The organism is Ruegeria sp. CL7, assembly GCF_056536445.1.
This window is the reverse complement of sequence record NZ_JBQFPQ010000009.1, coordinates 54037-77679: the sequence shown is the minus strand read 5'-3', so window position 1 is coordinate 77679 and position 23643 is coordinate 54037. Positions and strand designations below refer to the sequence as shown.

The window sequence follows — 23643 nt, the reverse complement described above, 5'->3', positions numbered from 1 at the left end:
GCAATCGTCATAAATTTGCAGTGAGCGGTCAGGCGACCATCTGTTCGGCCTTCTTCAGATCGACCGAAACCAGCTGGCTGACGCCCTGTTCCTGCATGGTGACACCGAACAGGCGATCCATGCGCGCCATCGTCACCGCATGGTGAGTGATGATCAGGAACCGCGTGTCAGTTTGGCGGCACATCTCGTCCAGCAGATCACAGAAACGCGTCACGTTTGCATCATCTAGAGGCGCATCGACCTCGTCCAGCACGCAGATCGGAGCTGGATTGGCAAGGAAGACGCCGAAAATCAGCGCGGTCGCCGTCAGGGTCTGTTCTCCGCCCGACAGCAGGCTGAGAGTCGACAGTTTCTTGCCAGGCGGCTGGCACATGATCTCAAGGCCCGCATCCAGCGGGTCGTCACTTTCGACCATCACAAGATTGGCCTCGCCACCCCCAAATAGATGCTTGAACAGCATCGCAAAGTTTGAATTCACCTGTTCAAACGCAGTCAGCAACCGCTCGCGCCCTTCGCGGTTGAGGCTAGCGATCCCGCTGCGCAGCGCCTTGATTGCCTCTTCCAGATCGGCTTTTTCGCTGCTGAGCGTATCGAATTCTTCCTGAACTTCCTTGCTGTCTTCCTCGGCCCTCAGGTTCACGGCCCCCATCGCGTCGCGCTGACGTTTGTGACGGTTCACTTCGGATTCCAGAACGTCCGCAGCTGGCATCTGGTCGGGGTTCACGTCCAGCTGGTTCAGCAATTGGTTTGGGGTCAGTTGCTGATCCTCGGCAATCCGTTCGGCCGCCGCGACAACACTTTCCTTGGCCGCGTCACAACGCGCCTCGGCCGCGGCACGGCTTTCGCGCGCTTCTGATGCCAGACGCTCGGCCTCCCGTTCGGCCAGAACGATTTCACGGTGCATAGCCTCGGCTTCGGCCAATTTGTCGGCGGCTTCGGCGCGCCGTACTTCGGCGGCTTCGATCTGTTCGTTCAACTCCTCACGCGCCTCGGCGATTTCGCCGGGCACGGCCATGGCCTCCGTCAGCTCTTCTTCCGAACTTTCCTTGCGCTCGGCAAGTTCGGAAATCCGCTTTTCAGCCGTTTCCAAACGGTGGCGCCACCCGCTGAGATCTTTTGCGACCTCCTGGGTGCGACGCGTGCGGGCGTCCCCCTCACGGCGCAGCTCGTCATGGGTCGAGCGGTGGGTCAGCATGGTGATCCGCGCCGCCTCGACCGTCTGCTTGATGTCTTCGACCTGCGCGCGGGCACTGTCCAGATCACCCAGACCGGCCAAAGCCGCTTCGGCCTCGCGCAGTTGCGCGCGGGCGGCCATGGCGTCGTCCTTGTGGCGGTCAACGGCGAGGGTCAGGGTCTCCAGCTTGCCCTGGGCCAGATTGCGGTCGGCCTCGGCCCGCGACAGTGCGCGCGCGGTTTCGGCCATGCGCTGATCAGCAGCACGGCGGGCCTCACGCGCGCGCCGGTCTGCTTCGGTCACGTCCGCCAATTGCTGAGACAGCGCCTCATGCGCGGCCCGGGCACCGTCAGCCTGTGCTTCGGCACGGGCAAGGTCCTGTTTCAGTGCTTCCAGCCTGTTGAGCTGCTCCAACCGCAGAGCAGCAGCACTTGGCGCGTCTTCGGCCCAGGCACGGAACCCGTCCCAGCGCCAAAGGTCGCCCGAGCGGGACACGAGCCGCTGGCCAGGCTTCAGAGATGCCTGCAACCGTCCGCCCTGATCCGCATCCACCAACCCGATCTGCGCAATGCGTCGGCTGAGACGATCGGGGCCCGATACATGAAGCGCCAGAGGCTCGGCCCCTTCAGGCAATGGCTGGTCGCTGTCATATCCAGCCACCTGCACCCAGCCAGATGGCCCGTCACCCTCGACCAGCGGCGCGCGAAGATCGTCGGCCAGAGCAGCACCCAAAGCCTTTTCATAGCCGGGTTCGACGCGCAGCAGGTCCAGCACCTGACCGCCTTCCGCCGTGTCGCGCTCCACCAGCTTGGCCAGCGCCGTGGTTTCGGCCCGGATCGCGCCCAGCTCGCCTTCTGCCTCGGACCGTCTTGCCCGGGCCTCGGCTTCGCGCGCTTGCGTTTCGTTGCGCAGTTCATCCGCCGCGGCAAGCGCCTCTTCGGCGGCTTCCACCGCTTCACGGGCTTCTTCTTCGCCCGATTGGGCGTCTTCAAACGCCTCGCTGGCGCGGATCAGGGCCGTCTTGGCCTCGTCCACGGCTTTCCGGGCTTCTTCTTCTTCACTCTCGGATCGGGCCAGTGTCTTGCGACTGTCTTCGACCAGACGCTGGGCGGACTGGTGCCGGGCGACAAGACGGGCCATATCCTCGGTTTGCTGCGACAGGTGGTCTTCGCGTTCCTGTAAGATCGAGGCTGCCTCGCGGGCGATTTCCGCCGCTTCGGCCACTTTCTCATCGTGACCTTCTGCTGCCTTGGCCAATTCGCGCGCTTCCCATTCCAGCCGTTCAATCATCTGTCCCGCATCGCGGTTCAATCCAGCTTCGCGTTCGATATCGTTGGCCAGCTGCTGAATCCGGTTGGTCAGCGTCTCGATCGTTTGACGGGCGCGGGTTTCCTGATCAGACAATTGATCGCGCTGCACCTGCTGGCGTTGCAGCACGGCGGCGGCAATGGCCTCCTCCTCGCGCAGCGGCGGCAGGGTTTCCTCGATCTCGGCACGTTTTGCGGCGGCGGCGCGGGCTTCAGCCTCGGCACGGGAGGCTTCGGTGATCCGCTCACGGAGTTTTTCTTCGGCCTGCTGGCGGGCCATGTCGGCCTCTTTCCAACGTCGATAAAGCAGCATCCCCTCGGCCTGACGCAGCTGTTCGCCAATTTCACGATAGCGGGCCGCCTGACGGGCCTGACGCGCAAGCTGGGCCAGTTGTCCGCCCAACTGCTCCAGCACGTCATCGACGCGGGTCAGGTTGGCTTCGGTGCCTTTCAGCTTGAGCTCGGCCTCATGGCGACGCTGATACAGGCCCGAGATCCCGGCGGCCTCTTCCAGAATGCGCCGACGGGCACGCGGCTTGGCGTTGATCAGTTCGGCAATGCGGTTCTGCCCGACCAAAGCGGGCGAATGCGCACCGGTCGAAGCATCCGCAAACAACATCTGCACATCGCGCGCGCGCACATCCTTGCCGTTGGTCTTGTAGGCGCTGCCCACATCGCGGGTGATGCGGCGAACGATTTCGAGTTGATCGCTGTCGTTGAACCCTGACGGTGCCAGACGTTCCGAGTTGTCCATGGTCAGGACAACTTCGGCAAAGTTGCGCGCGGGTCGCGTGGCGGCCCCGGCAAAGATCACGTCTTCCATCGCGCCACCGCGCATGGATTTGGGGCGGTTTTCGCCCATCACCCAACGCAAAGCTTCCAGAAGGTTGGATTTGCCGCAACCATTCGGGCCCACCACACCGGTCAACCCGTCCGCGATGATCAAATCGGTCGGATCAACAAAGCTTTTGAAGCCGGTCAGTTTGAGCTTGCTGAAACGCAATGGCTGCGTGTCCCATGATTCCTGTGCATTGGAAGTCTGCGCAAGGGATGGGGTCCGAGTCAACGGAGTTGCGCAGGATATGGGATATCAGCCCGAGTTATCCACAACATCTTGCCGAAATACGCAAGAACGCGCGCATCTCAATACGGCGTGCATTCAAAGACCTGATACCCGTTTTCCCCACCGACGTTTTCATAAAGACCAAAGTCGATGCATTCGTAATTGGGGGTCGAGACGGCCGTCAGCAAAAGCCGCTCACCCGCATCGCGGTCACACCCCAAAACCCCAACGGTCACGGCTGCGTCCCCCAGCACGTCCAGGATCGGACATCCCGAAACCTGCGCCATCGCCAAAGCGGCGCGATCCCGGACCGGGCCCAGCCGGGGGGCGTATTGCGCGTTGATCCGCACAGCCTCGGCCAGGTCGCCGCGCACACGCACGTCGAACACACTGCCATTCACAGCCACGCGCGTGGCGGGAACGTCGCGGAAATGCGGGGTCCCGGCGGCGCAGGCGGCCAGCAGGAGCGGAGCGAGAAACCGGATCATGCCGCAGAGTTGCAGCATTTTGGTTAACAGAACCTTTCCGAACATCAGGCCCGCAGCACCTCTCCCAGCCGGCGAATACCTTCGCGGATTGTCGCCTCGTCAGAATTCGAAAAACTGAGACGGATCGTGTTTGCCCCGCTGCCATCCGGGAAGAACGCCTGCCCCGGAACAAATGCTACTTTGACGGTGTCCAGCGCACGCGCCAGCAGGTCAGAGCCAACCATCCCCTCGGGCAACGTGACCCAGATGAACATCCCCCCTTCGGGACGTGTCCAATTCACCCCGTCAGGCATATGCTGTTCCATCGCGTTCAGCATCACATCACGACGGGCGCGATAGACGTTTCGTACTTTCGGAATATGGGTGTCGAAACAGGCCTGCGCCACCTGATGCACGGCCATCTGGTTGATGGTCGCGGAATGAAGGTCCGCTGCCTGTTTCAGCAGCACCATCTGGGAAATGACTGGCTTGGACGCAACGACCCATCCCATACGCAAACCCGGCGACAGCGTTTTCGAGAAACTGCCGCAATAGATCGTCCGACAGTCCTCGATTGACCCTTTGCGGGCCTGCTCCAATGACAGTATGGGTGGGATCGGGTCCCCGTCATAGCGCAGAGCCTGATAGGCTCCGTCCTCTATCAACGCGCAATCCAGTTCCTCGGCCAGATCCAGCAAAGCCTCTCTGCCCTGCAAGTCCACGGTTTCTCCTGTCGGGTTCGCAAAATCCGCCGACAGATAGGCAAATTTCACTGCGCCTTCGCCCGCTGCGGCCTTGTATTCCTTGGCCCCCTGATTGCCATTGAGCCGGTCAAAGCGCGGCTCGTAGGCGTTGAATGCCGCCAGCGCACCCAGATAAGTGGGCCACCCGACCAGGGCCGTGTCGCCGGGGGACAGGAACAGCTTGCCCAGATAGTCCAGCGCCTGCTGCGACCCCGAGGTGATCAGGATGTTGTCGATGTCACAGGACACCCCGATTTCGCGCATGTGATGCGCCAGCCACTGCCGCAATGGGACATAGCCTTCGCTGACCGAATATTGCAGCGCCTGCGCTTGAAAATCCGGCCCCAGAGCCTGCTGAAACGCCTGTGCAAACGCATCGGCGGGAAACAATGCGGGATCAGGAATCCCACCGGCAAAGGAAATGATGCCGGGTTGGTCGAGCAGCTTCAGCAATTCGCGGATCTCTGACGCTTTCATTCGCGAGGCCCGGGTGGCAAACAAAGGGTGTTGGGACATGAGGCTCCTCCGATCTCAATTCGGTGCAGCCTAAGCTCTCCCCCATTAAGGTCAATATTGCTGATCTAATTAATCAGCGGATGCGACCGGGGATTCTTGAACAGTACCGGCGTCCATGGTCAAATGAGTTGACCACTTTCGGAAGATGAGATGCCATTTCACAAAGTTCAGACGGAAAAGCTGTCGCTCGCAGTTGTTCGCCAGATCGAGCTTTTGATACTGCGAGGCATCCTGCGCCCCGGCGAGCGCCTGCCATCCGAGCGGGAGTTGGCAGAACGCATGGGCGTTTCGCGCCCGTCCCTGCGAGATGCAATTTCTGACCTTCAGGAACAGGGGCTTTTGACTGCGAAAGCCGGATCCGGGATCTATGTGGCCGAGGTTCTGGGCTCTGCCTTTTCACCGGCACTGATCCGTCTGTTCGGCAGCCATGAAGAAGCTGTATTCGATTACCTGTCCTTTCGCCGTGACATGGAAGGGCTGGCGGCGGAACGAGCCGCGCGCCTGGGATCAGACAGCGACCTGAAGGTCGTTCAGGCGATCTTTGACAAGATGCAGGCGGCCCACAACCGAAACGCTGCGAATGACGAGGCGCAGCTGGACGCCGAATTCCACATGGCCATCATCGAAGCCAGCCACAATGTGGTGATGCTGCACATGATGCGGTCGATGTATGACCTTCTGGTGCAGGGGGTGTTCTACAACCGTCAGACCATGTTCCGTCAGCGCGCCACCCGCGAGGCTATCCTGGACCAGCACCGCGCCATCAATGCGGCGCTGCAAGAGCGTGATCCCCTGGCCGCCCGAAATGCAATCGAACGCCATTTGGATTTTGTGGAACGCTGTATGGCGGACCAGCAAAAGGCCGATCGAAACGAAGCTATTGCGCAACAAAGGCTGCAACACGAAACCGGGCGGGGCTGAGCGCGGCCCCGATTTTGCAGACTAGGCAGGGCAAGGCCGGGACTAGGCAGCGCCCGACGCGGCTGGCAGCAGATGTCGGGGGAACGGCGCGCCGCTGCCTTCTCCCAAACGGTCCTCAGCGGCCAGTGTCGTCAGCGCCGGGTCGATGAACAGCCTTGCGCCGCGATCTCTCAGATGTTTGTGCAGCATAACGTGTTCGCACACCTGTTGGCCTTTTTCATCCCGGCAAGAATAGCGCAACCCTCGCAGCGCGCGGGATTTGTACAACCCGGCGCCGCCGAATGCGCTGTCGACCGGGATTAGGGGCGTATCGGCAGGAATGTGGAACTGGCGGTCAAAAACAGCGGACTTCATGACAGACCGGCGCCATTTGCGACGCCCAAACAGCGGCCTGCGCGTGCTTTGAATGCGTTGCCATACGTCCTCATCACACCAACCGGAGCAACGCAGGGCGTAGATATCATCATATGCTGGTTTGGGGTTGGCGAAAACGCCCTCCCACAACGGGGCGACCCGCTGTGCTGCTGTCAGAACCGCCTGAGCATCCAGGCAGGTATTCGGACCATCCAGATCCAACACCAGCGTCAACTCCAGATCCCTGTCCTGATCCTCGAGTTTTTTGAGAACTGCATTTCTGGCCGCCGTGATACGCTCGACCCGGTTTGGCAATTCTGACGCAAGACCATCCAGTCGCAGGATATCGACATGCCTGTTTTGCCCCGCATAGTCGGACAACACCTGATCCGTACCGTCCGTGTTGTCGTTCGTGGCAATGGTGACGGTGAACCGGTGCAACTGCGCAGACAGGTTTTCGATCCTGTTGATCGTGTCGATCAGCGCCGACCCGCCATTTCGGACGACGCCGACAATATTCATCGAAACTGCGTTGCCTGACACCGCCTGTCTTTCCCTGTTGTTTTCACGCCCCCATCAGGGCGCTCCTATCAACCTGATCCCCGGCAGGTCGTAGGATTCGGAGTGTTCCAAACAACAGAAACAGAAGCACGGCAAAAACAAAAGACCCGACAGCCAAAAGCTCTCGGGTCGTCTGTATCACGTGTCTGTCGGGGTCACCCGTCAGTGCAGCTTGGCATCCACATCTGCAATCGATGCATCGATCAGCTTGTTGGCCTGCGCTGCGGTCATTTGCTTTGCCAGAACCGAGCTGGCCGCCGAAACCGCAACCGAAACGGCCTGATCACGCACTTCCTTCAGTGCAGACGCTTCGGCCGAAGCGATCTGGTCCTGAGCTGCGGCCAGACGACGTTCGATCGACTTTTCCAAGTCAGCTTTCGCCTGTTCTGCTGCCAAGGCCGCGTCTTCCTTCGCTGCCGCGACAATCGCATCGGCCTGCCCCTGAACTTCACGCTGCTTGCGCTCGTACGAGGCCAGCAAACTGCGGGCTTCTTCATGCAGAGCACGGGCTTCGTCCAGTTCGGATTTGATGCCTTCGGCACGTTTGTCCAGCGCACCGCCGATCATACCGGGTACCTTGAAATAGAACAGGACCGCGATGAAGACGATGAAGCCCAGAAGGACGACAAAGTCGGTATTGCCAAGCGAGAAGAACGGGCCGCTTGCAGCCAGCGCGGGGCTGGCGGCACCAACGGTCAGGATAAGGGCAAGAGTGTTCCGCATGTCACTTATCCTTTCGTCTGTGCGTCTACTGCACTGTTGATGGCTTTGGCATCTGCCTCGCCGCCCAGTGCGGTGACCAGTTCAGCCGCCGTATCCTTGGCAACCACTTGAATGCTTTCCAGCGCACCGGCACGGATTTCGGCGATTGCCTTTTCCGATTCAGCCGCCTTGGCAGCGATTTCCGCATCCGCCTTGGCAATCGCATCATCCAGACCTGCCTGGATTTCCGCACGTGCTTCGGCAGCGATACGCTGCGCTTCGGCACGGGCATCGGCCAGCGCCTTGTTATAGGCCTCTTCGGCCTCGACCGCCTTGGCCTTCAGATCTTCGGCCGCAGCCAGGTCATTTGTAATGGTCCCCTGACGTTCAGCCAGGATTGCCGCGATGCGGGGCAGAGCCACGCGAGACAGGACCAGAAAGATGACGACCAGCGTAATGACCAGCCAGAAAATCTGGTTGGGGAACCAATCGAAGCAGAGCTGTGGCATCCCGATGGCAGAGCCATAGGAGTCGACGCACGAGCCAGCTACCTCTTTTGTAAGGGGTTCAGTCGCCATGATATCCTCCGTCGGAAACGTGTCTTTACAACAGGTGGGCCGCTATGGCTTGGGCCCACCTGCGCGTAAGGATCAGGTTCCGCAGATTATACGGCGAACATCAGCAGCAGCGAGACCAGGAATGCGAAGATCCCCAGGGCTTCTGCGAACGCGATACCGATGAAGAGGGTTGCGGTCTGCGAAGCAGCCGCCGAAGGGTTGCGCAGGGCGCCGGCCAGGAAGTTGCCTGCTACGTTGCCCACCCCGATTGCGGCTGCGCCGGAACCGATTGCTGCCAGGCCTGCGCCGATGTGTGCGAGATCGCCTTCCATGATGTATCTCCTTACGAATTGGAAGTTTTGATGTTGGGTGTTCGGACCTTAGTGCGACGGATGCAGCGCATCTTTCAGATAAACACAGGTCAGAATGGTGAATACGTAGGCCTGAATGAAGGCCACCAGGACCTCAAGACCGTACATAGCGGTGATCGCCAGAACCGACACGGGCGAGATCACGGCAATCGCGGCGAAGCCTGCGAAAACCTTGATAACCGCGTGACCTGCCATGACGTTACCGGCAAGACGGATGGAGTGGCTGACAGGGCGTACGAAGTACGAGATCAGCTCGATGAGCGCCAGGATCGGGCGCAGCGCCAGAGGCGCGCTGGAGACCCAGAACAGGCCCAGGAATGCGGCGCCGTTCTTCACGAAACCCAGCACGGTCACGGTCAGGAACACAGCCAGCGCCAGCGGGATGGTCACGGCGAAATGCGACGTGGTGGTGAACGAGGTCGGGATCAGCCCCAGGAAGTTTGCGCAGACGATGAACATGAACAGAGTCATGACATAGGGGAAGTATTTCACGCCCTCCTTGCCGCAGATGTCTTCCAGCATCTTGTAGATGAAGCCATAGGCCAGCTCGGCCACCGACTGCATACGGGTCGGAACGATGGCGCGTTTCGAAGTGGGCAGCACCAGCAGAGCGATTATGGCCAGCACCGCAAAGAACAACCACAGGGTCACGTTGGTGACCGTGAACATGCCTACTGCACCGTCGCCGAACAGCGGCTTGACGATGAACTGATCCATCGGGTGGAATACCAGGCTGCTGCCTTCTGCTGCGGTGGTCTCGGTTGCCACGTTCAGTCCCTCTCGTCCTTCTCGGCAGCCGTTGCCGCCGTTTGTTTCTCTTGAGCCTCTTTCGCGCTGCGGAGCATAACCTTCACGCCCGCGACAAGGCCCAGCAATGTAAACAGCACCAGAAAGATCGGGATCGTCCCGAGCAGGCTGTCCAGCCCGTATCCGATGCCAAATCCGATCCCCAGACCGGATACCATTTCGATGACCATCCGCCAGGCAAGCTCGCCCCCGGACACGTCAGCATCCGCACGAGGCTTTGGCGCTTTGGCCTTTTTCGCCGCTTCGATCTTGGCCTCAAGCTGCGCCATACGCTGCTTTTGGTCATCATCGGTCACGGGCGTTTCCCTCGTACAATCTTGGGCATGGTGCTAAGGCGCGAAGCGCCCAGAGTCAACGACCTTGAATGCCCTCATTGACGCAGCCTAAAGCATTGAAAATTTTATGATTTTCAGAACCCACAGGGCGTGTCATTGGTTTCGAGGGCCACCATTGCGCCGCCAAGGCCCTGAATCCACATATTCAACCAAATGGTTGACCAATCCCGGCAGCTATGGTTGAGCGGACGCATGTCCAACGATCTCGACACCGTCTTTGCAGCCCTCGCCGACCCCACCCGCCGCGCCATTCTGGCGATGCTGCTGGAGGATGACATGGCGGTGACGGATGTGGCCGAACCGTTCGAGATGTCGCTGGCGGCGATTTCCAAACACCTGGTCATACTGACCAAGGCCGGTCTGATCAGTCAGGAAAAACGCGGGCGGGTAAAATGGTGCAAGCTGGAACCCGACGCCTTGCGCGCCGCTTCGGTCTGGATGCAGGGGTTCGGACAATTCGAGCCCGTCAATCTGGACGCGTTCGAACGGTTTCTGGAAGCTGAACTGCCAAAGTCGGGCGAGGCCTAGCGCACCACAAAAACAGACATGCTGGCGTGTTTCGCCAGATAACCGGCGTGGCTGGAAAAAATATAGTCGGTGATCCGGGGCGCGTGGGTGCCGACAATGACCAGATCTGCGCCAATCTCCTCGGCCGCGCGGTTCAGATCGCTGTCCACCTCTGCGGCAACGTCGACCGAGTGGATTTTGCGCATGGAAACGTCTGATCCACTTTCTGCGGCCAACTGTTCGGTGAACTCCGCCAACTCCTTGTCGATCTCGGCCTCGGTTTCCGAGGATTCACCCATATGGGCCCCGGTAACGCTGACCAGAGTGATTTTGGCGCCCTGCCATTTTGCAACCTGCGCGGCAACATCGGCTGCTTTGCGAACTTCGGGCGGTAGATGCCGGTCAACCGGCAACATGATATGTTTGAACATGATCTCCTCCATTTGCCTGCCAAAGAGGTTATGGAAGAGCCCGCAGGGGCGCCTTGATCTGGCTCAACAAATTCCACCTCTGGAATGCATCTAGGATCTGTCGGGTTTTTCCAGCGAAGACATGGCTTATTCCACGGCGCGGCGAACAGGCACCGAGGGCGGGACTTCCTCTTTCAACAACATCAGCAGGGCGATGATTGTCAGCGCCACACCACCCAGGATCAAACCGGTTGGCACGCCTTTGCCCAGCGCAATCTCCCACAGAATGACCCAGCTGGGAACCAGGTAGGTATAGGCCATGACCTTGGCCGACGGCAGCCGCAAAGAAGAAAACTGCACCAGCACGAAGCTGGCTGCCGTTGCAAATAACGAAATATAGAACAGACCGATCCAGACAATAGCCGGAAGCCCGGCCCAATCGGTTGCCATCAGGTCCGACCAGCCGAAGACGACCAACAACAGACACCCGGCGACCAGCGTACCGAAGGTGAATACCACGGCGGGCTCTCCTCGGTTCAGCTTGCGTATCATGGGCGTATAGATCGCATGGGCGACGCAGCCCCAGAAATAGATGATTTCGCCGCCACCGATTTCAAAGGCGCGGAACATTTGCCAATCGGCCCGGAAAATCACCCAAAGCGCCCCCACGGCGCCAATGGTCAGGGCCAGCGCCATGCGCGGAGTCGTGATCTGGCGCAACAAGACCCAACCGGCCATGGCAGAGACAACTGGTGTCAGGGTGAACACCGCCGCTGCACTGACAGGTGGGGCGGTTCGCAACCCATAGAACATCAGGACGAAATAGGTGGCGAACAAAGCCCCGAGCACCAGATAGCGCCAAGGGGCCTGCGCGGCGCTGCGCGGCAGGCCGGTTGTCGCCAAGGCGGCCAAACCAATCACGGCAGCGGCAATCGCAAAGCGAACCGCATTCAGGGCGGCTGGCGCGATTTCGTTGGCGATCATGGACCCCAGCGAAAAGCTGCCTGCCACAAGGGCTGAAAAGGCAAGCATGGCCAGATGGCCACGCATCTGCGGGCTCATGGCTGCCAGCCTTTGGCTTCTTCTTTCAGAAAGCTCAGAAAGGCCTGTACCTTGGTGGTGCGGTGCAAATCCACGTGGGTCACCAGCCACAGATTGCCGAACCATTCCGGCAGCGGATCAATCACCTCGACCAGATTGTCGTGGCGGGCAGCCTCCCAACGAGCCATGAAGCCGATGCCGGCACCGGCCAGAACGGCCTCGCGCATGCAGAAGTTGTTGGTACAGCGGAAGGTGATGCGATCGGCGGGTACCGTCGCGCGCAGCCAGCGTGTGAACGGCGCGCGGCTGGTCTCATCATCGGAACTGACGAAGTGATGGCGTGCAAAATCTTCGATTCCGGATGGCTTGCCGAACCGTTCGATGTACGAGGCGCTGGCATAAAGACCAACTTCCTCTTGTCGGAAAGGCTGGACGACATTGTCGGGTTGATCAGGGGCCGATCCGGCGCGGATCGCCACATGCGCCTCACCGTATTCCAACCGGAACAGCCGGTCGCCCGTCAGGTATCGCACGATCAGGTCCGGATGCATCTTTTGAAACGCGGTGAGCGTCGGCACCACCAACGGGGCAAGAGACCCCAGGGATGTCACGACCAATTCACCCGAGACATCGTCTCCGCGACCCTTCATCCGGCCGACAAGCTGGTTGAACTGATCTTCGGTCGCCTGGGCCACACGCAACAGATCGTCGCCTGCTTCGGTCGGCGTATACCCACGGGCATGGCGCTGGAACAGTTTGACACCCAATCGCGCCTCGATCGCATCAATGTGACGGATCACGGTGGCGTGGTGAACACCCAGAACCTCTGCCGCGCCGCTGACCGTCCCCATGCGTGCCACCTGATAGGCGGTTCTCACTTCATCCCAATTATCCATGGCAATGTCGTCACTGTGCAATTTCCAACAATAACTGTTGATGTATCCGAGTTTTGTTCATCAACGCAACAATCATATTGGGCGCAGGACAAGATTCCCCTGACCAAAAGGACCAAAACAATGACCAAAACGATCCTTCACATCGACTCATCCGCCCGCCGCGTGAACTCGACCACGCGCGATCTGTCTGACCGTGTGGTCAAGCAACTGGGCGCAGACCGTATCATCCGCCGCGATCTGGCCACCCCCCTGCCCCTGCTGACAGAAGACTGGATCGCCGCCAGTTTCACCCCCGCCGAGCAGCGCGACGATCTACAGCGCGACCGGCTGGCCCTGTCGGACGAACTCGCTTCCGAACTGCAAGAGGCCGACACCATCGTCATCGGCCTGCCGATCTACAACTTTTCGGTGCCAGCCGCATTCAAGGCCTGGGTCGACCTCGTGGCGCGCGCGGGCCTGACCTTTTCCTACACGGAAAACGGCCCCAAAGGCCTGCTGGAAGGGAAACGTGCGATTCTGGCCATCGCATCGGGCGGTGTTCCCGTCGGATCCGAAGCTGATTTCGCCACCAATTACGCGCGCCACGTTCTGGGTTTCATCGGCATTCATGACATCGACGTCATCGCCGCTGATCAGATGGCCGTGAACCCGGATGCGGCGCTGGAAAATGCCCACAAGGCGGTTGCGGAGCTTGCAGCCTGATCGCCTCTGGCCAACGAGCGTGGAAACGTCCAGTCTGCATGCGAGCAAACAGGCAGACTGGATGGGCCACATGAAGAAAATCGGCATTCTGGGCGGTGTGGGCTGGGCCTCGACCGTCGATTATTACCGGGCGATTGCCGAAGGGGCCGGGCGTTATCACGCGGAACGCGGCCATGGTTCGCCTTTGCCAGTCCCACCGATGACCATCGAATCCGTTACGCAGGCCAGAACGCGCGCCCTGCGCGGTGTCGCCGGTGATGAGGCAAGCTGGGCGGATTTTGACGCGGTGTTCCGCGACGCCCTGCTGACTCTCGAACGCGCCGGGTGCGATTTTGGCATTATCGCGTCCAACACCCCCCATGCGCGGCTTCACGCGATACGGCAGGGTGTCTCGATGCCGATCCTCAACATCTTTGACGCAACCGCCGAGGCGACGGCAGGTACCGGCGCATCACGGGCTCTGGTCCTGGGAACAACCGTGACGATGCAGGCCACCAACTATGCGGATCGACTGGCCGCCGAAGGCATTACCGCGAATGAACGGTTGCCCGAACCCGAGATTTCCCAGATGCAGGCCATGATCGACAGTGATTTCTATGGTGGTGCAACCGACACGGCCCGCGCTCGTCTGCTGGCGTTTTGCGACAAGCACGCCAGCCCCGGAACCGCGATCCTGCTGGCCTGTACCGAGCTTCCACTGGCTTTTCCGAACCACCTGGACGATCCGGCGTTCGAAGCTGACGGGCATCTGTTCGTCAACCCGTCAGCCGCGCATGTTGCCGCCGCATTGAAAGAGGCGCTGATGTAATCAGGGCAACCACGTGACCGCGCAGCCGATGCGCTCGAAAAAGGCCATCATGTCGGCCCGCGTCAGGGCCACGGTGCGGTCGTTGACAAGGGGGTGCATGTAAATCACCTCGGCCTGCTGTGCCGCCGCATCCATGAAGAACCTGACATCATTCTGAACACCGTTGATCATCGCCAGCGGACTGACCGCGCCGGGGCGTATGCCGAGATTCTGAAACAGCCGGTCCGCCGAGCCGAAGGACAGGTTGCCTATGCCCAACTCGGCCCCCAAAGCCTTGAGATCAATCTCGCGACTTTGTTCCAAGGTCACCAGAAAGTTGCGCTTTTTCTTGTCGCGCAGATACAGGTTCTTGACCCTCAGCGCGTTCTCTCCGGGTGTCATGAACTGGTTTTCGACCGCCTTTGCATCCTCGACCGTACGCAATGGCACATGGGTATGCAGGCGATAGGTCAGCCCCCAATCTTCCATCTGCGCCAGCAATGCGTCCGAACTCAGCGGCAACGTGTCCTGATAGGTGGATGAAGCGTCCATGAAGCCCTCGCTTTTTTGGGATTGCTCATCGCGCAACAAAGCTTGGAATTCAAGCGCGGGACATACAATTGCCCGGTTGATGCCCGCCCGAATGAAGGTCGCGCGCATCACTGGCGCAGTCAGTGTCTGGCGTGCCGAACCTGGCCTTGACCCCGCCAACCACACTGCCCGAGATCAAGGACGGTGCTGTCCTTGCCCCGCGCGTTTCAGCCTGATTTCACGCAAGACGGTGATGAAACAAACTGGAACAGGGTGTTGGAACGGTGCTAGCGTACCGCCATGAAAGTGACCCGAGACACCCCGAACCAACTGATCATCGCCAATACGCCCTGGTTCATCGGTATCACGCTGGTCATTTTCATTCTGGCCTTTGTCGGCCCCGGTATTTTTCTGATGAGCACGGGCGGCGAAGGCATCTGGTTCGGCCTGATCTTCGCCCTTGGCGGAGGAGGTCTTGGGTTTGGTGCGTTTTGCGTTTTCGTAAGACGGGTTCAGATCATTCTGGATCGGAACAAGGACAGTATCCTGATCCGCCGCCAATCGGTTTTTGGTTACGAAGCGGTTGAACACAAACTGTCCAACCTGTCCCACGCAGAAATCGAAAGCACGACATCCCGAAGCAAAAACGGCACCTCGACGCTGTATCGCCCGGTCCTTGTTCTTGAGAAAGGCATGAGCGCGGGCCGCCATCCCATTGTCGAAGCGTTTTCCAGCGGCTCCGGCTCTCGCCGGTTGGCCGAGGCGGTGAATGACTGGCTTCCATCTAAGCCCGGCCAAGACCGTCGCGCAGTCGGGACGAACTAAGAGGTCAGGCCGCGTTCCAGCCACAATCGTTCTTCGGCTGAGACCAGCCGGGACATGCAGGAGTCATATCGCGCCATGTCCTGCTCGGTCAGCATGCCTTCCCACTTGTTGCTTGTGCCCGAAGAGAAGAACTGCGCAAAGTCGTGAAAACCGCTGGTGAATCCGGGGGTTTGCTCCAGACGTATGGCATTGTTTTTCATCGATCCGAAACTGCCGGCCCCGGCTATGTCCTTGACCAGATCCGGGTTAATTTCGATGTCCATGATCCGTGCAAGCCGCGCGACCTGTCCCGGAAGATCCCGGCTGAGCTCGGCATAGTGCAGAAAATGGATGTTTGGCAGGTCGCGATACATCCAAAAGGAATGGAAGTGATGAATGATCGATCTGAGGGTCAGGTCATCTGTGCCCTTGGACGACGCGGGCCGGTTCAAAAACATGTCGAAAGCTTCCGACAGATCGTCGGGGAACAGGTAATCAAGCCAGTCATGCTTCATATTCTCGACATGGCGGCGCATTGAAAAATGAACGTCAACCGGGTGGCGGTGAACAACCAGATATTGCGCTTTTGGCGAGAACAAGATGCCATCAAGCGGGGTGTGTGTCTTGATACAGCGCCGATGGCTTTGCGCGCTCAGTTCATCCGCCTGCGCCACCCGATCGCGAAAACTGCAATCAAGCCACGGTGAGACCCTGTTGTCGTACACACTGGGGTCGGCCGTTTCGGTGATGAGCATGCGCACTAGTGTTTGCGTCCAAGTGGTGCCGCATTTGGGCGGTGTGCACACAAAAACGTCGCTGGGCCGGATCTCGAATCCGGACCATATATCGGTGTTGGTCACTTCGCCGACATAGTCGGTCGTCTTTCGCGGCAGACCATTCTTCATCGCCTCCTCCCTCAGCTTCAATCACGCAGAATAGCCCGCAATGTGACACTCACATAGCTTATCTTGACTCACACGGCCCAGAGGCGTAGATGATCGCCAAACATCCGGAAGCCTTTCGATCTTCCGGTCCCTTGAGTCGTTCAGGGATCGCCCCCCACCAGCGAGTTTCGCCCGTGGGGGCGTTTGTGCATTGACCCGTCTGCCCTTATCTAAGGGGCGCCAAATCAGAACCGGCTAAGGAGGCCGCAGGCATGTTTGAAAATCTATCCGAACGCCTCTCTGGCGTCTTCGACCGGTTGACCAAACAGGGCGCCCTGTCCGAGGAAGACGTCAAAACCGCCCTGCGTGAGGTCCGCGTTGCCCTACTTGAGGCCGACGTCTCGCTGCCGGTTGCAAGGGAATTCGTCAAGAAAGTTCAAAGCCAGGCCACCGGTCAGGCAGTCACCAAGTCGATCACCCCCGGTCAGCAGGTCGTCAAGATCGTGCATGACGCTTTGGTTGACACCCTGCGTGGCGAGGAAGACCCCGGCGCGCTGAAGATCGACAACCCGCCCGCACCGATCCTGATGGTCGGCTTGCAGGGTTCGGGTAAAACGACGACCACCGGCAAGCTGGCGAAACGTCTGAAAGAGAAAGAGGGCAAAAAGGTCCTGATGGCCTCGCTGGACGTCTACCGCCCGGCGGCGATGGATCAGCTGGCGGTTCTGGGCACCCAGATCGGAGTGGACACCCTGCCGATCGTTCCCGGCCAGAAACCTGTCGATATTGCCAAGCGCGCCAAACAGCAGGCGACGCTGGGTGGCTACGACGTGTACATGCTCGACACAGCGGGTCGTCTGCACATCGACGAAGTCCTGATGGATGAGGTCGAACAGGTCCGCAACGCCGTTGACCCGCGCGAGACGCTGCTGGTGGTTGACGGCCTGACCGGGCAGGTCGCCGTCGAGGTCGCTGAAGAGTTCGACGCCAAGGTCGGCATCTCGGGCGTGGTTCTGACGCGGATGGACGGCGACGGGCGCGGTGGTGCGGCGCTGTCGATGCGCTCAGTCACCGGCAAGCCGATCCGCTTTGTCGGTCTGGGCGAGAAGATGGACGCGCTCGAAACCTTCGAGCCGGACCGGATCGCCGGTCGGATTCTGGGCATGGGTGACATCGTTGCCCTGGTCGAAAAGGCCCAGGAAACGATGGAGATGGAACAGACCGAGCGCATGATGAAGCGCATGGTCAAGGGTCAGTTCAACATGAACGACCTGAAAATGCAGCTGGAACAGATGATCCAGATGGGCGGCATGCAGGGCATGATGGGCATGATGCCGGGCATGGGCAAGATGGCCAAGCAGATGGATCAGGCCGGTCTGGACGACAGGATTCTGCGCCAGCAAATCGCCATGATCCAGTCGATGACCAAGCGCGAACGCGCCAACCCGCAGATCCTTCAGGCCAGCCGCAAGAAACGCATCGCGGCGGGGTCCGGGATGGAGGTCAGCGACCTCAACAAGCTGCTCAAGATGCACCGGCAGATGTCGGACATGATGAAGAAGATGGGCAAGATGGGCAAAGGCAAGATGCTGAAACAGGCCATGAAAGGCATGTTCGGCAAAGGCGGCCCCAGCCCCGAGGAGATGGCCGCAGGCATGGACCCCAAGGCGCTGGAACAGGCGGCCAAGGCCATGGGTGGCAAAATGCCCGGTCTGGGCGGCGGCATGGGTCTGCCTCCGGGCCTGAGCGGGTTCGGAAAGAAAAAGTGACCCCCGCACGCTGTACCCAGCCCCCGTCCGGAAAGGCGGCGATGGCAGCAGCGCAATATCGCGCAGCCCTGCCGGTCATTCAGACCCGGCGGCTGGTACTGCGCGTGCCCACACTGGACGACCTGCCGGTGTGGACGTCGATCTGCAAAGGCAGCTTTGGTGACACCGCGCAAGCCGCGTGGACCGAGTTTTCCTATTATACCGCGGGCTGGCTTCTGCATGGTCACGGCCTGTTCACGGTCACGCTCAAAGGAAATGATCAGGCCATTGGCTTCGTCGTTCTGGGTTTGGAATGGGACGATCACGAACCGGAACTTGGCTATATGTTCGGCGCTGAACACCGGATGCAGGGCTATGCCACCGAAGCTTGCGCCGCCGTGCGTGATTTCGGATTTGACCTGCTGGGATCGGGGCAGTTCGTAAGCTATGTTTCGCAATCCAACGCCCGTTCGAACGCGCTTGCCCAACGACTGGGCGCAGCGCGTGATGCCGATGCAGAAAGCGCCTTTGGGCCAACCCAGCATGTCTGGCGCTACCGCGAGGTGCAGGCATGACATTCGCGTTGCCGATCCCGACGCTGGAAACCGAACGCCTGATCCTGCGCGCGCCGTCCGAGGCCGATGTCGATGCGGACACTGCCTTCTTTGCAAGCGATGCGGCCAAGTTCGTCGGCGGCCCTCTGCGGAAGGATGAGGTTTGGCGGGTGGTCGCCTCGCTGCTGGGGCACTGGGCTTTGCGCGGCTATGGGTATTGGAGCGTCGATGAAAAAGACACCGGCACCTATGTCGGGCGGATCGGGCTTTGGTTTCCCGAAGGCTGGCCGGAACCCGAAGTTGGCTGGACCCTGTTGAACCACGCCACCGGCAAGGGCTATGCGACCGAGGCCGCGCTGACCGCACGCGCCTACGCCTATGATGTATTGGGCTGGGAAACCGCGATCTCACTGATCGACCTGGACAATCACGCCAGCAAGGCCGTGGCCAAGCGTCTGGGCGCGCAGTTCGAGTATCACTATGACCACCCCAAGTACGGAAAATCCGAAATCTGGCGGCACCCGGCGCCCTCGGATCTGGTGAATGGCGGAATGGAGGCATACGCATGACCTCTTTCACCATTCCCACCATTGAAACCGAACGCCTGATCCTGCGCGCGCCGCATCTGGATGACCTGCCCGCAATGACCGCATTCTTCGCGACCGAGCGCAGCCATATGGTGGGCGGCCCGAAGGATTCGTTCGAATGCTGGAGCTCTCTGTCGAACCGGCTGGGTCATTGGGCGTTGCGGGGTTATGGCCTGTGGCACCTGACCGAAAAGGCCGGCGGCACATTCGTCGGCTGGGCCGGAATGATCTACGTACCGGGCTGGGCCGAACCGGAACTGGGTTGGACCCTGATGGAAGAAGCCGAAGGCAAGGGGCTGGCCTTTGAAGCTGCATCGGCTGCGCGTGATCATGCCGCCCGGCATCAGGGCCTGAATGGTGTGATCTCTTACATCGCCCATGCAAATGATCGTTCGCGCGCTTTGGCTGAACGGCTTGGTGCAACGCTGGAGCTTGAGAATGCCGAACTTCTGGGCAAGCACGCTCAGATCTGGCGCCATCCGCAGATTGACTTGACCACCGAAAGGACCGGCCAATGACCAACCCCGTGACACAGGCTGCCACGCTGTTGAAAGAGCATCGCGAAAGCATCGACAGGCTGGATGCGATCCTCGTCTACACGCTTGGCGAGCGGTTCAAGCACACGCAGGCCGTTGGCAAGCTCAAGGCCGAACACGACCTTCCCCCGTCCGATCCCTCGCGCGAAGCTGCGCAGATCGCACGGTTAGAAGACCTGGCGAATGAGGCCGATCTGGACCCCGATTTCGCCAAGGCTTTCCTGAATTTCATCATTCAGGAAGTCATCCGACACCACCGGAAGCATCAAGAGTGAACCTCCGGTTCAACAAACACCAGAACTAACCGGCACCCACGCCGACTAAAACAAAGACACGCCTCTGGCGTGATGCCATTCAAAGGAGATACCACCATGGCAATGAAAATTCGTCTCGCCCGCGGCGGCTCGAAAAAACGTCCTTTCTATCGCATCGTTGCGGCTGACAGCCGTATGCCGCGCGATGGCCGTTTCATCGAGAAACTGGGCACCTACAACCCGCTGCTGCCGAAAGACAGTGAAGAGCGCGTGAAAATGAACATGGAGCGCATCCAGTACTGGCTGGATCAGGGCGCACAGCCCACCGACCGTATCGCACGCATGCTGGAAGCGGCCGGTGCCCGTGACAAGGCCGAGCGCAACAACCCCAACAAGGGAACTCCGGGCAAGAAAGCCCAGGAGCGCGCCGAAGAGAAAGCCGCCAAGGCCGCTGAAGCAGCCGAAGCCGCTGCTGCTCCGGCGGAAGAAGCCGCAGCAGAAGAATAAGCAGGCGCACGCGTGCGGGATCACTCCTTTACAGACGATTTTCGCACGCAGTTCGACCTGTTGTTGCGGCTCCGGCGGGATGTGCGCCGGTTCCGCACCGATACGATTGACGAGGCAGTGCTGGCGCGCTGCCTCGACGCATTTCGACTGGCCCCTTCAGTGGGGCTCAGCGAACCCTGGCGCGTGATCCGCGTCGAAAGCGAAGCGGCAAAGGCCGCAGCGCTGAAGAATTTTCGCACCGCCAATGACCACGCTTTGGCGGGCTACTCGGGGGACAAGGCGCAGCTATACAGCAGTCTGAAGCTTTCCGGGATGCAGGAAGCGCCTGTGCAACTGGCCGTCTTCTGCGACGACAGCACCGAAAAAGGGCTGGGACTTGGCGCCGGCACGATGCCCGAGATGCGGCGCTACTCTGTCGTGTCGGCGATCACTTTGTTCTGGCTTGCACTTCGGGTCGAAGGGCTGGGGCTGGGCTGGGTTTCCATTCTGGATCCCGACCAGATGAAGCGCGATCTGAATGCTCCTGAAACCTGGCGCCTGATCGGCTATTTCTGTGTCGGCCGGCCGGAACAGATGTTGGATACACCTGAACTGGAACAGGTCGGCTGGGAAACCCGGGCGCAGGGCCTGACGATCGAAACAAGGTAGGGCCTCATGTTCGGATTGATACGACTTCCCATTCTGCTGTTGATCGCCTTTATTGTGGGCGTGTTCTTCGAGCGCAACAACCAGCGTGAAGCCTGCAACGGGCTTGGCGAATGGAGAAACGGGATATGTTTGACGACTGGGGCAGCCAATGAGTGATCTGATCTGCGTCGGCAGCATTGCGGGGGCTTACGGTGTGCGAGGCGAGGTGAGGCTGAAAAGCTTTTGCGCCGTTCCCGAAGATATCGAGACCTATTCGCCGCTGACCGATGAAGCGGGCAAAGAGCGTTATCCGGTGGTATTGACGCGCGCCATCAAGAACGGATTCGCGGCCCGCCTTGGTGGCGTTGAAACCAAGGAACAGGCGGATGCCCTGAATGGGTTGCGCCTTTATGCAAGGCGCGATCAGCTGCCGTCGCTGCCCGATGATGAATTCTACCACAACGATCTGATCGGGCTGGATGTCTATGACACCGGAGGCACCTTGCTGGGCAAGGTCAAATCGGTGCAGAACCACGGCGCCGCGGACTTGTTGGAATTGCACGGGCCGGGCCTGAAAACCACGGTTTTGCTGCCTTTCACGATGCAAGTTGTACCCACGGTGGATCTGGAACAAGGCCGTATCGTGGCCGACCCGCCCGAAGGCCTGATCTGATGCGTCGAGTCCTGCTGCATCTGGGCCTGCACAAGACAGGCATGACCGCAGCACAGTCCTTCCTCCATGAAAACCGGAAACTGATCTGGCCACGCTTCGCGTTGGTACTGCCCTACAAAACGCGCAACAGCGGCTTGAGCGAGAGCGCCACGCGTCACTCGCTTTACCGGCTGGATTCCACATTGGCGGGTTTTGGAAGCCACCTGCACGCGTTTCTGGACGATCTGGATTTCGGCACACGCCGGGGGTTGATCCTAAGCGAAGAGAATTTCGCAGGCTTGCGCCCCAGCAGAAACAAGCGAGAAGGATACGGTGCTGCACCGGAACTGGCGGAAACTCTGGTCAGCGTCGTGCGGCGTCGGTTTCTGGGTCATGAAACCGACATCACGATCTACATATCCTTGCGCGCCCGCGATCAATGGCTGCGGAGCCTGTGGGCACACGACTTGCAGAAATCACGCATGGTGCAGGATTTGGACGCCTTTTCTTCCGACCTGGCCCATCTGCCATCCCTTCAGAAAACCGCTGATGCCGTCCGGAATCGGCTGCCATCCGTTACGGTCAGAACAGAGTGGATGGAAGCGTTGCAGAACCACCGCCTTGGTGCAGGTGCGCCCTTGGCCGAATTTTTGAACCTGCCACCCGAGCTTTCGTCGCAGCTTGTCGGGCCTGCACATGGCACGCCAACATTTTCAGACGATGTGCTAAAGGAAATCCTGGCGCTGAACCGATCCTCGCTGGACGACGCCGCCATGATCACCCAGAAGAAAGCTCTGATTCAATCCGCACAGAACGAACTGGCCCGCCAGACATGACAGAGAAACCCAGCAGATCCCACGGCCGCAAGGCGATCCGTCCTTCCCTGAAACCACGCGAGCTGATGACGCCGAGCCCTGATCTGCACGGGGTCTGGAAAGCCAAGATCATCACTTTGTTCCCGTCCGCCTTCCCCGGTGTTCTGGGCGAAAGCCTGACAGGTAAGGCCTTGCAGGAAGGGCTTTGGCAACTGGAAACAGTGGATCTGCGACAGTTCGGAATAGGCAAACATCGCAATGTTGATGACACCCCGGCCGGGGGTGGCGCGGGCATGGTTCTGCGGGCCGATGTTCTGGGTGACGCGATCGAACATGCGATGGCAGGCATTCAAGGAAACTGGCCGCTGATCTACCTCAGCCCGCGCGGGCGTCGCATGGACCAGCGCATGATGCAGAATCTTGCCCGTTGTGACGGCATGACCCTTCTGTGCGGTCGTTTTGAAGGCGTGGACGAGCGCGTTTTGGAACATTACGGCGTTCAAGAGGTATCGTTGGGTGATTTCGTCATGACCGGCGGCGAAATCGCGGCACAAGCCCTGATCGATGCCACGGTACGGCTGATTCCCGGAGTGCTTGGAAATCAGGCTTCGACAGAAGAAGAAAGTTTTGCCTCGGGTTTGCTGGAACACCCCCAGTATACCCGCCCCGCAGATTGGAAAGGGCGCCCGATCCCCGAGGTTCTGATGTCGGGCCATCATGGCCGGATCGCGGAATGGCGGCATAAAATGGCAGAAGACATCACGCGCGAACGGCGTCCTGATATCTGGGCGGAATATGTCAAAGCCACATCGGAAACCCAGGACTAGACCCGCTCGTTGTGGCCGGGATGCCTCAGTTTCGATGTTTGTCAGAATGCCATTTGAAGTTGAACACACCTAAACTTATTCACTTCCATGCCCCAT

Annotated in this window: 29 protein-coding genes; 15 read left to right on the top strand and 14 right to left on the bottom strand. The window is 59.9% G+C overall.

The window, feature by feature from the left end:
* Positions 1–28: 28 nt before the first annotated feature.
* The 3 genes from ACR0LI_RS17915 to ACR0LI_RS17905 form a co-directional block, all read right to left on the bottom strand.
* Complete coding sequence (locus ACR0LI_RS17915; protein WP_480718964.1) at positions 29–3484, bottom strand: chromosome segregation SMC family protein; 3456 nt, start codon at positions 3482–3484, stop codon at positions 29–31.
* Between the two features lie 140 nt (positions 3485–3624).
* The gene (locus ACR0LI_RS17910; RefSeq protein WP_245218195.1) at positions 3625–4077 is read right to left on the bottom strand and encodes a hypothetical protein; all 453 of its coding nucleotides are present in this window, start codon (positions 4075–4077) and stop codon (positions 3625–3627) included.
* Complete coding sequence (locus tag ACR0LI_RS17905; RefSeq protein WP_480718963.1) at positions 4077–5270, bottom strand: aminotransferase-like domain-containing protein; 1194 nt, start codon at positions 5268–5270, stop codon at positions 4077–4079. Before ACR0LI_RS17905 ends, ACR0LI_RS17910 begins: the two co-directional genes overlap by 1 nt.
* Positions 5271–5420: 150 nt before the next feature.
* Between ACR0LI_RS17905 and ACR0LI_RS17900 the strand changes: the two genes are divergently transcribed.
* Positions 5421–6191 (top strand): FadR/GntR family transcriptional regulator, encoded by a 771-nt coding sequence (locus ACR0LI_RS17900; protein WP_152457051.1) that lies wholly within the window; start codon positions 5421–5423, stop codon positions 6189–6191.
* Positions 6192–6233: 42 nt separating this feature from the next.
* On the opposite strand, the gene ACR0LI_RS17895 is transcribed toward ACR0LI_RS17900, so the two are convergent.
* The 6 genes from ACR0LI_RS17895 to ACR0LI_RS17870 form a co-directional block, all read right to left on the bottom strand.
* On the bottom strand, positions 6234–7067 hold the full coding sequence (locus tag ACR0LI_RS17895; protein ID WP_480492351.1) for a hypothetical protein: 834 nt from the start codon (positions 7065–7067) through the stop codon (positions 6234–6236).
* Between the two features lie 201 nt (positions 7068–7268).
* Complete coding sequence (locus tag ACR0LI_RS17890; protein ID WP_152457049.1) at positions 7269–7829, bottom strand: F0F1 ATP synthase subunit B; 561 nt, start codon at positions 7827–7829, stop codon at positions 7269–7271.
* A 5-nt stretch (positions 7830–7834) separates the two neighbouring features.
* The gene (locus tag ACR0LI_RS17885; RefSeq protein ID WP_171120301.1) at positions 7835–8386 is read right to left on the bottom strand and encodes a F0F1 ATP synthase subunit B'; all 552 of its coding nucleotides are present in this window, start codon (positions 8384–8386) and stop codon (positions 7835–7837) included.
* 86 nt (positions 8387–8472) lie between these two features.
* The gene (locus ACR0LI_RS17880; RefSeq protein ID WP_005981269.1) at positions 8473–8697 is read right to left on the bottom strand and encodes a F0F1 ATP synthase subunit C; all 225 of its coding nucleotides are present in this window, start codon (positions 8695–8697) and stop codon (positions 8473–8475) included.
* 48 nt (positions 8698–8745) lie between these two features.
* On the bottom strand, positions 8746–9504 hold the full coding sequence (locus ACR0LI_RS17875) for a F0F1 ATP synthase subunit A (protein WP_171637610.1): 759 nt from the start codon (positions 9502–9504) through the stop codon (positions 8746–8748).
* 2 nt (positions 9505–9506) lie between these two features.
* Positions 9507–9839: an AtpZ/AtpI family protein gene (locus ACR0LI_RS17870; protein ID WP_171637611.1), complete on the bottom strand. Its 333-nt coding sequence runs from the start codon at positions 9837–9839 to the stop codon at positions 9507–9509.
* A gap of 231 nt (positions 9840–10070) precedes the next feature.
* Between ACR0LI_RS17870 and ACR0LI_RS17865 the strand changes: the two genes are divergently transcribed.
* Entirely contained in the window at positions 10071–10406 is a 336-nt protein-coding gene (locus tag ACR0LI_RS17865) for an ArsR/SmtB family transcription factor (RefSeq protein WP_170344797.1), read from the top strand.
* Here the strand turns inward: ACR0LI_RS17865 and ACR0LI_RS17860 are convergent.
* The 3 genes from ACR0LI_RS17860 to ACR0LI_RS17850 form a co-directional block, all read right to left on the bottom strand.
* Positions 10403–10816 carry a universal stress protein gene (locus ACR0LI_RS17860; protein ID WP_171637612.1) on the bottom strand — a complete coding sequence of 138 codons (414 nt, stop codon included), beginning with the start codon at positions 10814–10816 and terminating at the stop codon, positions 10403–10405. The genes ACR0LI_RS17865 and ACR0LI_RS17860 overlap by 4 nt on opposite strands.
* 126 nt (positions 10817–10942) lie before the next feature.
* Entirely contained in the window at positions 10943–11857 is a 915-nt protein-coding gene (locus ACR0LI_RS17855; protein ID WP_210093788.1) for a DMT family transporter, read from the bottom strand.
* Positions 11854–12732 (bottom strand): LysR family transcriptional regulator, encoded by an 879-nt coding sequence (locus ACR0LI_RS17850; RefSeq protein WP_152457042.1) that lies wholly within the window; start codon positions 12730–12732, stop codon positions 11854–11856. The genes ACR0LI_RS17855 and ACR0LI_RS17850 overlap by 4 nt, the downstream gene beginning before the upstream one ends.
* A 120-nt stretch (positions 12733–12852) precedes the next feature.
* On the opposite strand from ACR0LI_RS17850, the gene ACR0LI_RS17845 reads away from it, so the two are divergent.
* On the top strand, positions 12853–13434 hold the full coding sequence (locus ACR0LI_RS17845; protein ID WP_480718962.1) for an FMN-dependent NADH-azoreductase: 582 nt from the start codon (positions 12853–12855) through the stop codon (positions 13432–13434).
* A gap of 70 nt (positions 13435–13504) precedes the next feature.
* Positions 13505–14242, top strand: coding sequence for an aspartate/glutamate racemase family protein (locus ACR0LI_RS17840; protein WP_480492346.1), 738 nt, complete (start codon positions 13505–13507; stop codon positions 14240–14242).
* Here ACR0LI_RS17840 and ACR0LI_RS17835 read toward each other — a convergent pair whose 3' ends face one another.
* Complete coding sequence (locus ACR0LI_RS17835) at positions 14243–14773, bottom strand: prolyl-tRNA synthetase associated domain-containing protein (protein ID WP_480718961.1); 531 nt, start codon at positions 14771–14773, stop codon at positions 14243–14245.
* A 279-nt stretch (positions 14774–15052) separates the two neighbouring features.
* On the opposite strand from ACR0LI_RS17835, the gene ACR0LI_RS17830 reads away from it, so the two are divergent.
* Positions 15053–15577, top strand: coding sequence for a hypothetical protein (locus ACR0LI_RS17830; RefSeq protein ID WP_171637622.1), 525 nt, complete (start codon positions 15053–15055; stop codon positions 15575–15577).
* On the opposite strand, the gene ACR0LI_RS17825 is transcribed toward ACR0LI_RS17830, so the two are convergent.
* On the bottom strand, positions 15574–16461 hold the full coding sequence (locus tag ACR0LI_RS17825; protein WP_480718960.1) for a sulfotransferase domain-containing protein: 888 nt from the start codon (positions 16459–16461) through the stop codon (positions 15574–15576). The genes ACR0LI_RS17830 and ACR0LI_RS17825 overlap by 4 nt on opposite strands.
* 251 nt (positions 16462–16712) lie before the next feature.
* Between ACR0LI_RS17825 and ffh the strand changes: the two genes are divergently transcribed.
* From ffh to trmD, 10 genes are all read left to right on the top strand, one after another.
* Positions 16713–18209: a signal recognition particle protein gene (ffh, locus tag ACR0LI_RS17820; RefSeq protein WP_480718959.1), complete on the top strand. Its 1497-nt coding sequence runs from the start codon at positions 16713–16715 to the stop codon at positions 18207–18209.
* A gap of 41 nt (positions 18210–18250) precedes the next feature.
* Positions 18251–18763: a GNAT family N-acetyltransferase gene (locus ACR0LI_RS17815; protein WP_171724829.1), complete on the top strand. Its 513-nt coding sequence runs from the start codon at positions 18251–18253 to the stop codon at positions 18761–18763.
* Positions 18760–19311 carry a GNAT family N-acetyltransferase gene (locus ACR0LI_RS17810; protein WP_171724828.1) on the top strand — a complete coding sequence of 184 codons (552 nt, stop codon included), beginning with the start codon at positions 18760–18762 and terminating at the stop codon, positions 19309–19311. The genes ACR0LI_RS17815 and ACR0LI_RS17810 overlap by 4 nt, the downstream gene beginning before the upstream one ends.
* Complete coding sequence (locus tag ACR0LI_RS17805; RefSeq protein WP_480718958.1) at positions 19308–19847, top strand: GNAT family N-acetyltransferase; 540 nt, start codon at positions 19308–19310, stop codon at positions 19845–19847. The genes ACR0LI_RS17810 and ACR0LI_RS17805 overlap by 4 nt, the downstream gene beginning before the upstream one ends.
* A complete protein-coding gene (locus ACR0LI_RS17800) occupies positions 19844–20140 on the top strand; it encodes a chorismate mutase (RefSeq protein WP_170344783.1) in 297 nt (98 codons plus the stop codon). Before ACR0LI_RS17805 ends, ACR0LI_RS17800 begins: the two co-directional genes overlap by 4 nt.
* 96 nt (positions 20141–20236) lie before the next feature.
* Entirely contained in the window at positions 20237–20626 is a 390-nt protein-coding gene (gene rpsP / locus ACR0LI_RS17795; RefSeq protein ID WP_010437590.1) for a 30S ribosomal protein S16, read from the top strand.
* Between the two features lie 12 nt (positions 20627–20638).
* Positions 20639–21274, top strand: coding sequence for a 5,6-dimethylbenzimidazole synthase (bluB, locus tag ACR0LI_RS17790; protein ID WP_480718957.1), 636 nt, complete (start codon positions 20639–20641; stop codon positions 21272–21274).
* A 148-nt stretch (positions 21275–21422) separates the two neighbouring features.
* A complete protein-coding gene (gene rimM / locus ACR0LI_RS17785) occupies positions 21423–21926 on the top strand; it encodes a ribosome maturation factor RimM (protein ID WP_171120329.1) in 504 nt (167 codons plus the stop codon).
* Positions 21926–22741, top strand: coding sequence for a hypothetical protein (locus ACR0LI_RS17780; protein WP_480718956.1), 816 nt, complete (start codon positions 21926–21928; stop codon positions 22739–22741). The genes rimM and ACR0LI_RS17780 overlap by 1 nt, the downstream gene beginning before the upstream one ends.
* Positions 22738–23547 carry a tRNA (guanosine(37)-N1)-methyltransferase TrmD gene (gene trmD, locus ACR0LI_RS17775; RefSeq protein WP_171724822.1) on the top strand — a complete coding sequence of 270 codons (810 nt, stop codon included), beginning with the start codon at positions 22738–22740 and terminating at the stop codon, positions 23545–23547. The genes ACR0LI_RS17780 and trmD overlap by 4 nt, the downstream gene beginning before the upstream one ends.
* Positions 23548–23643: the final 96 nt, after the last annotated feature.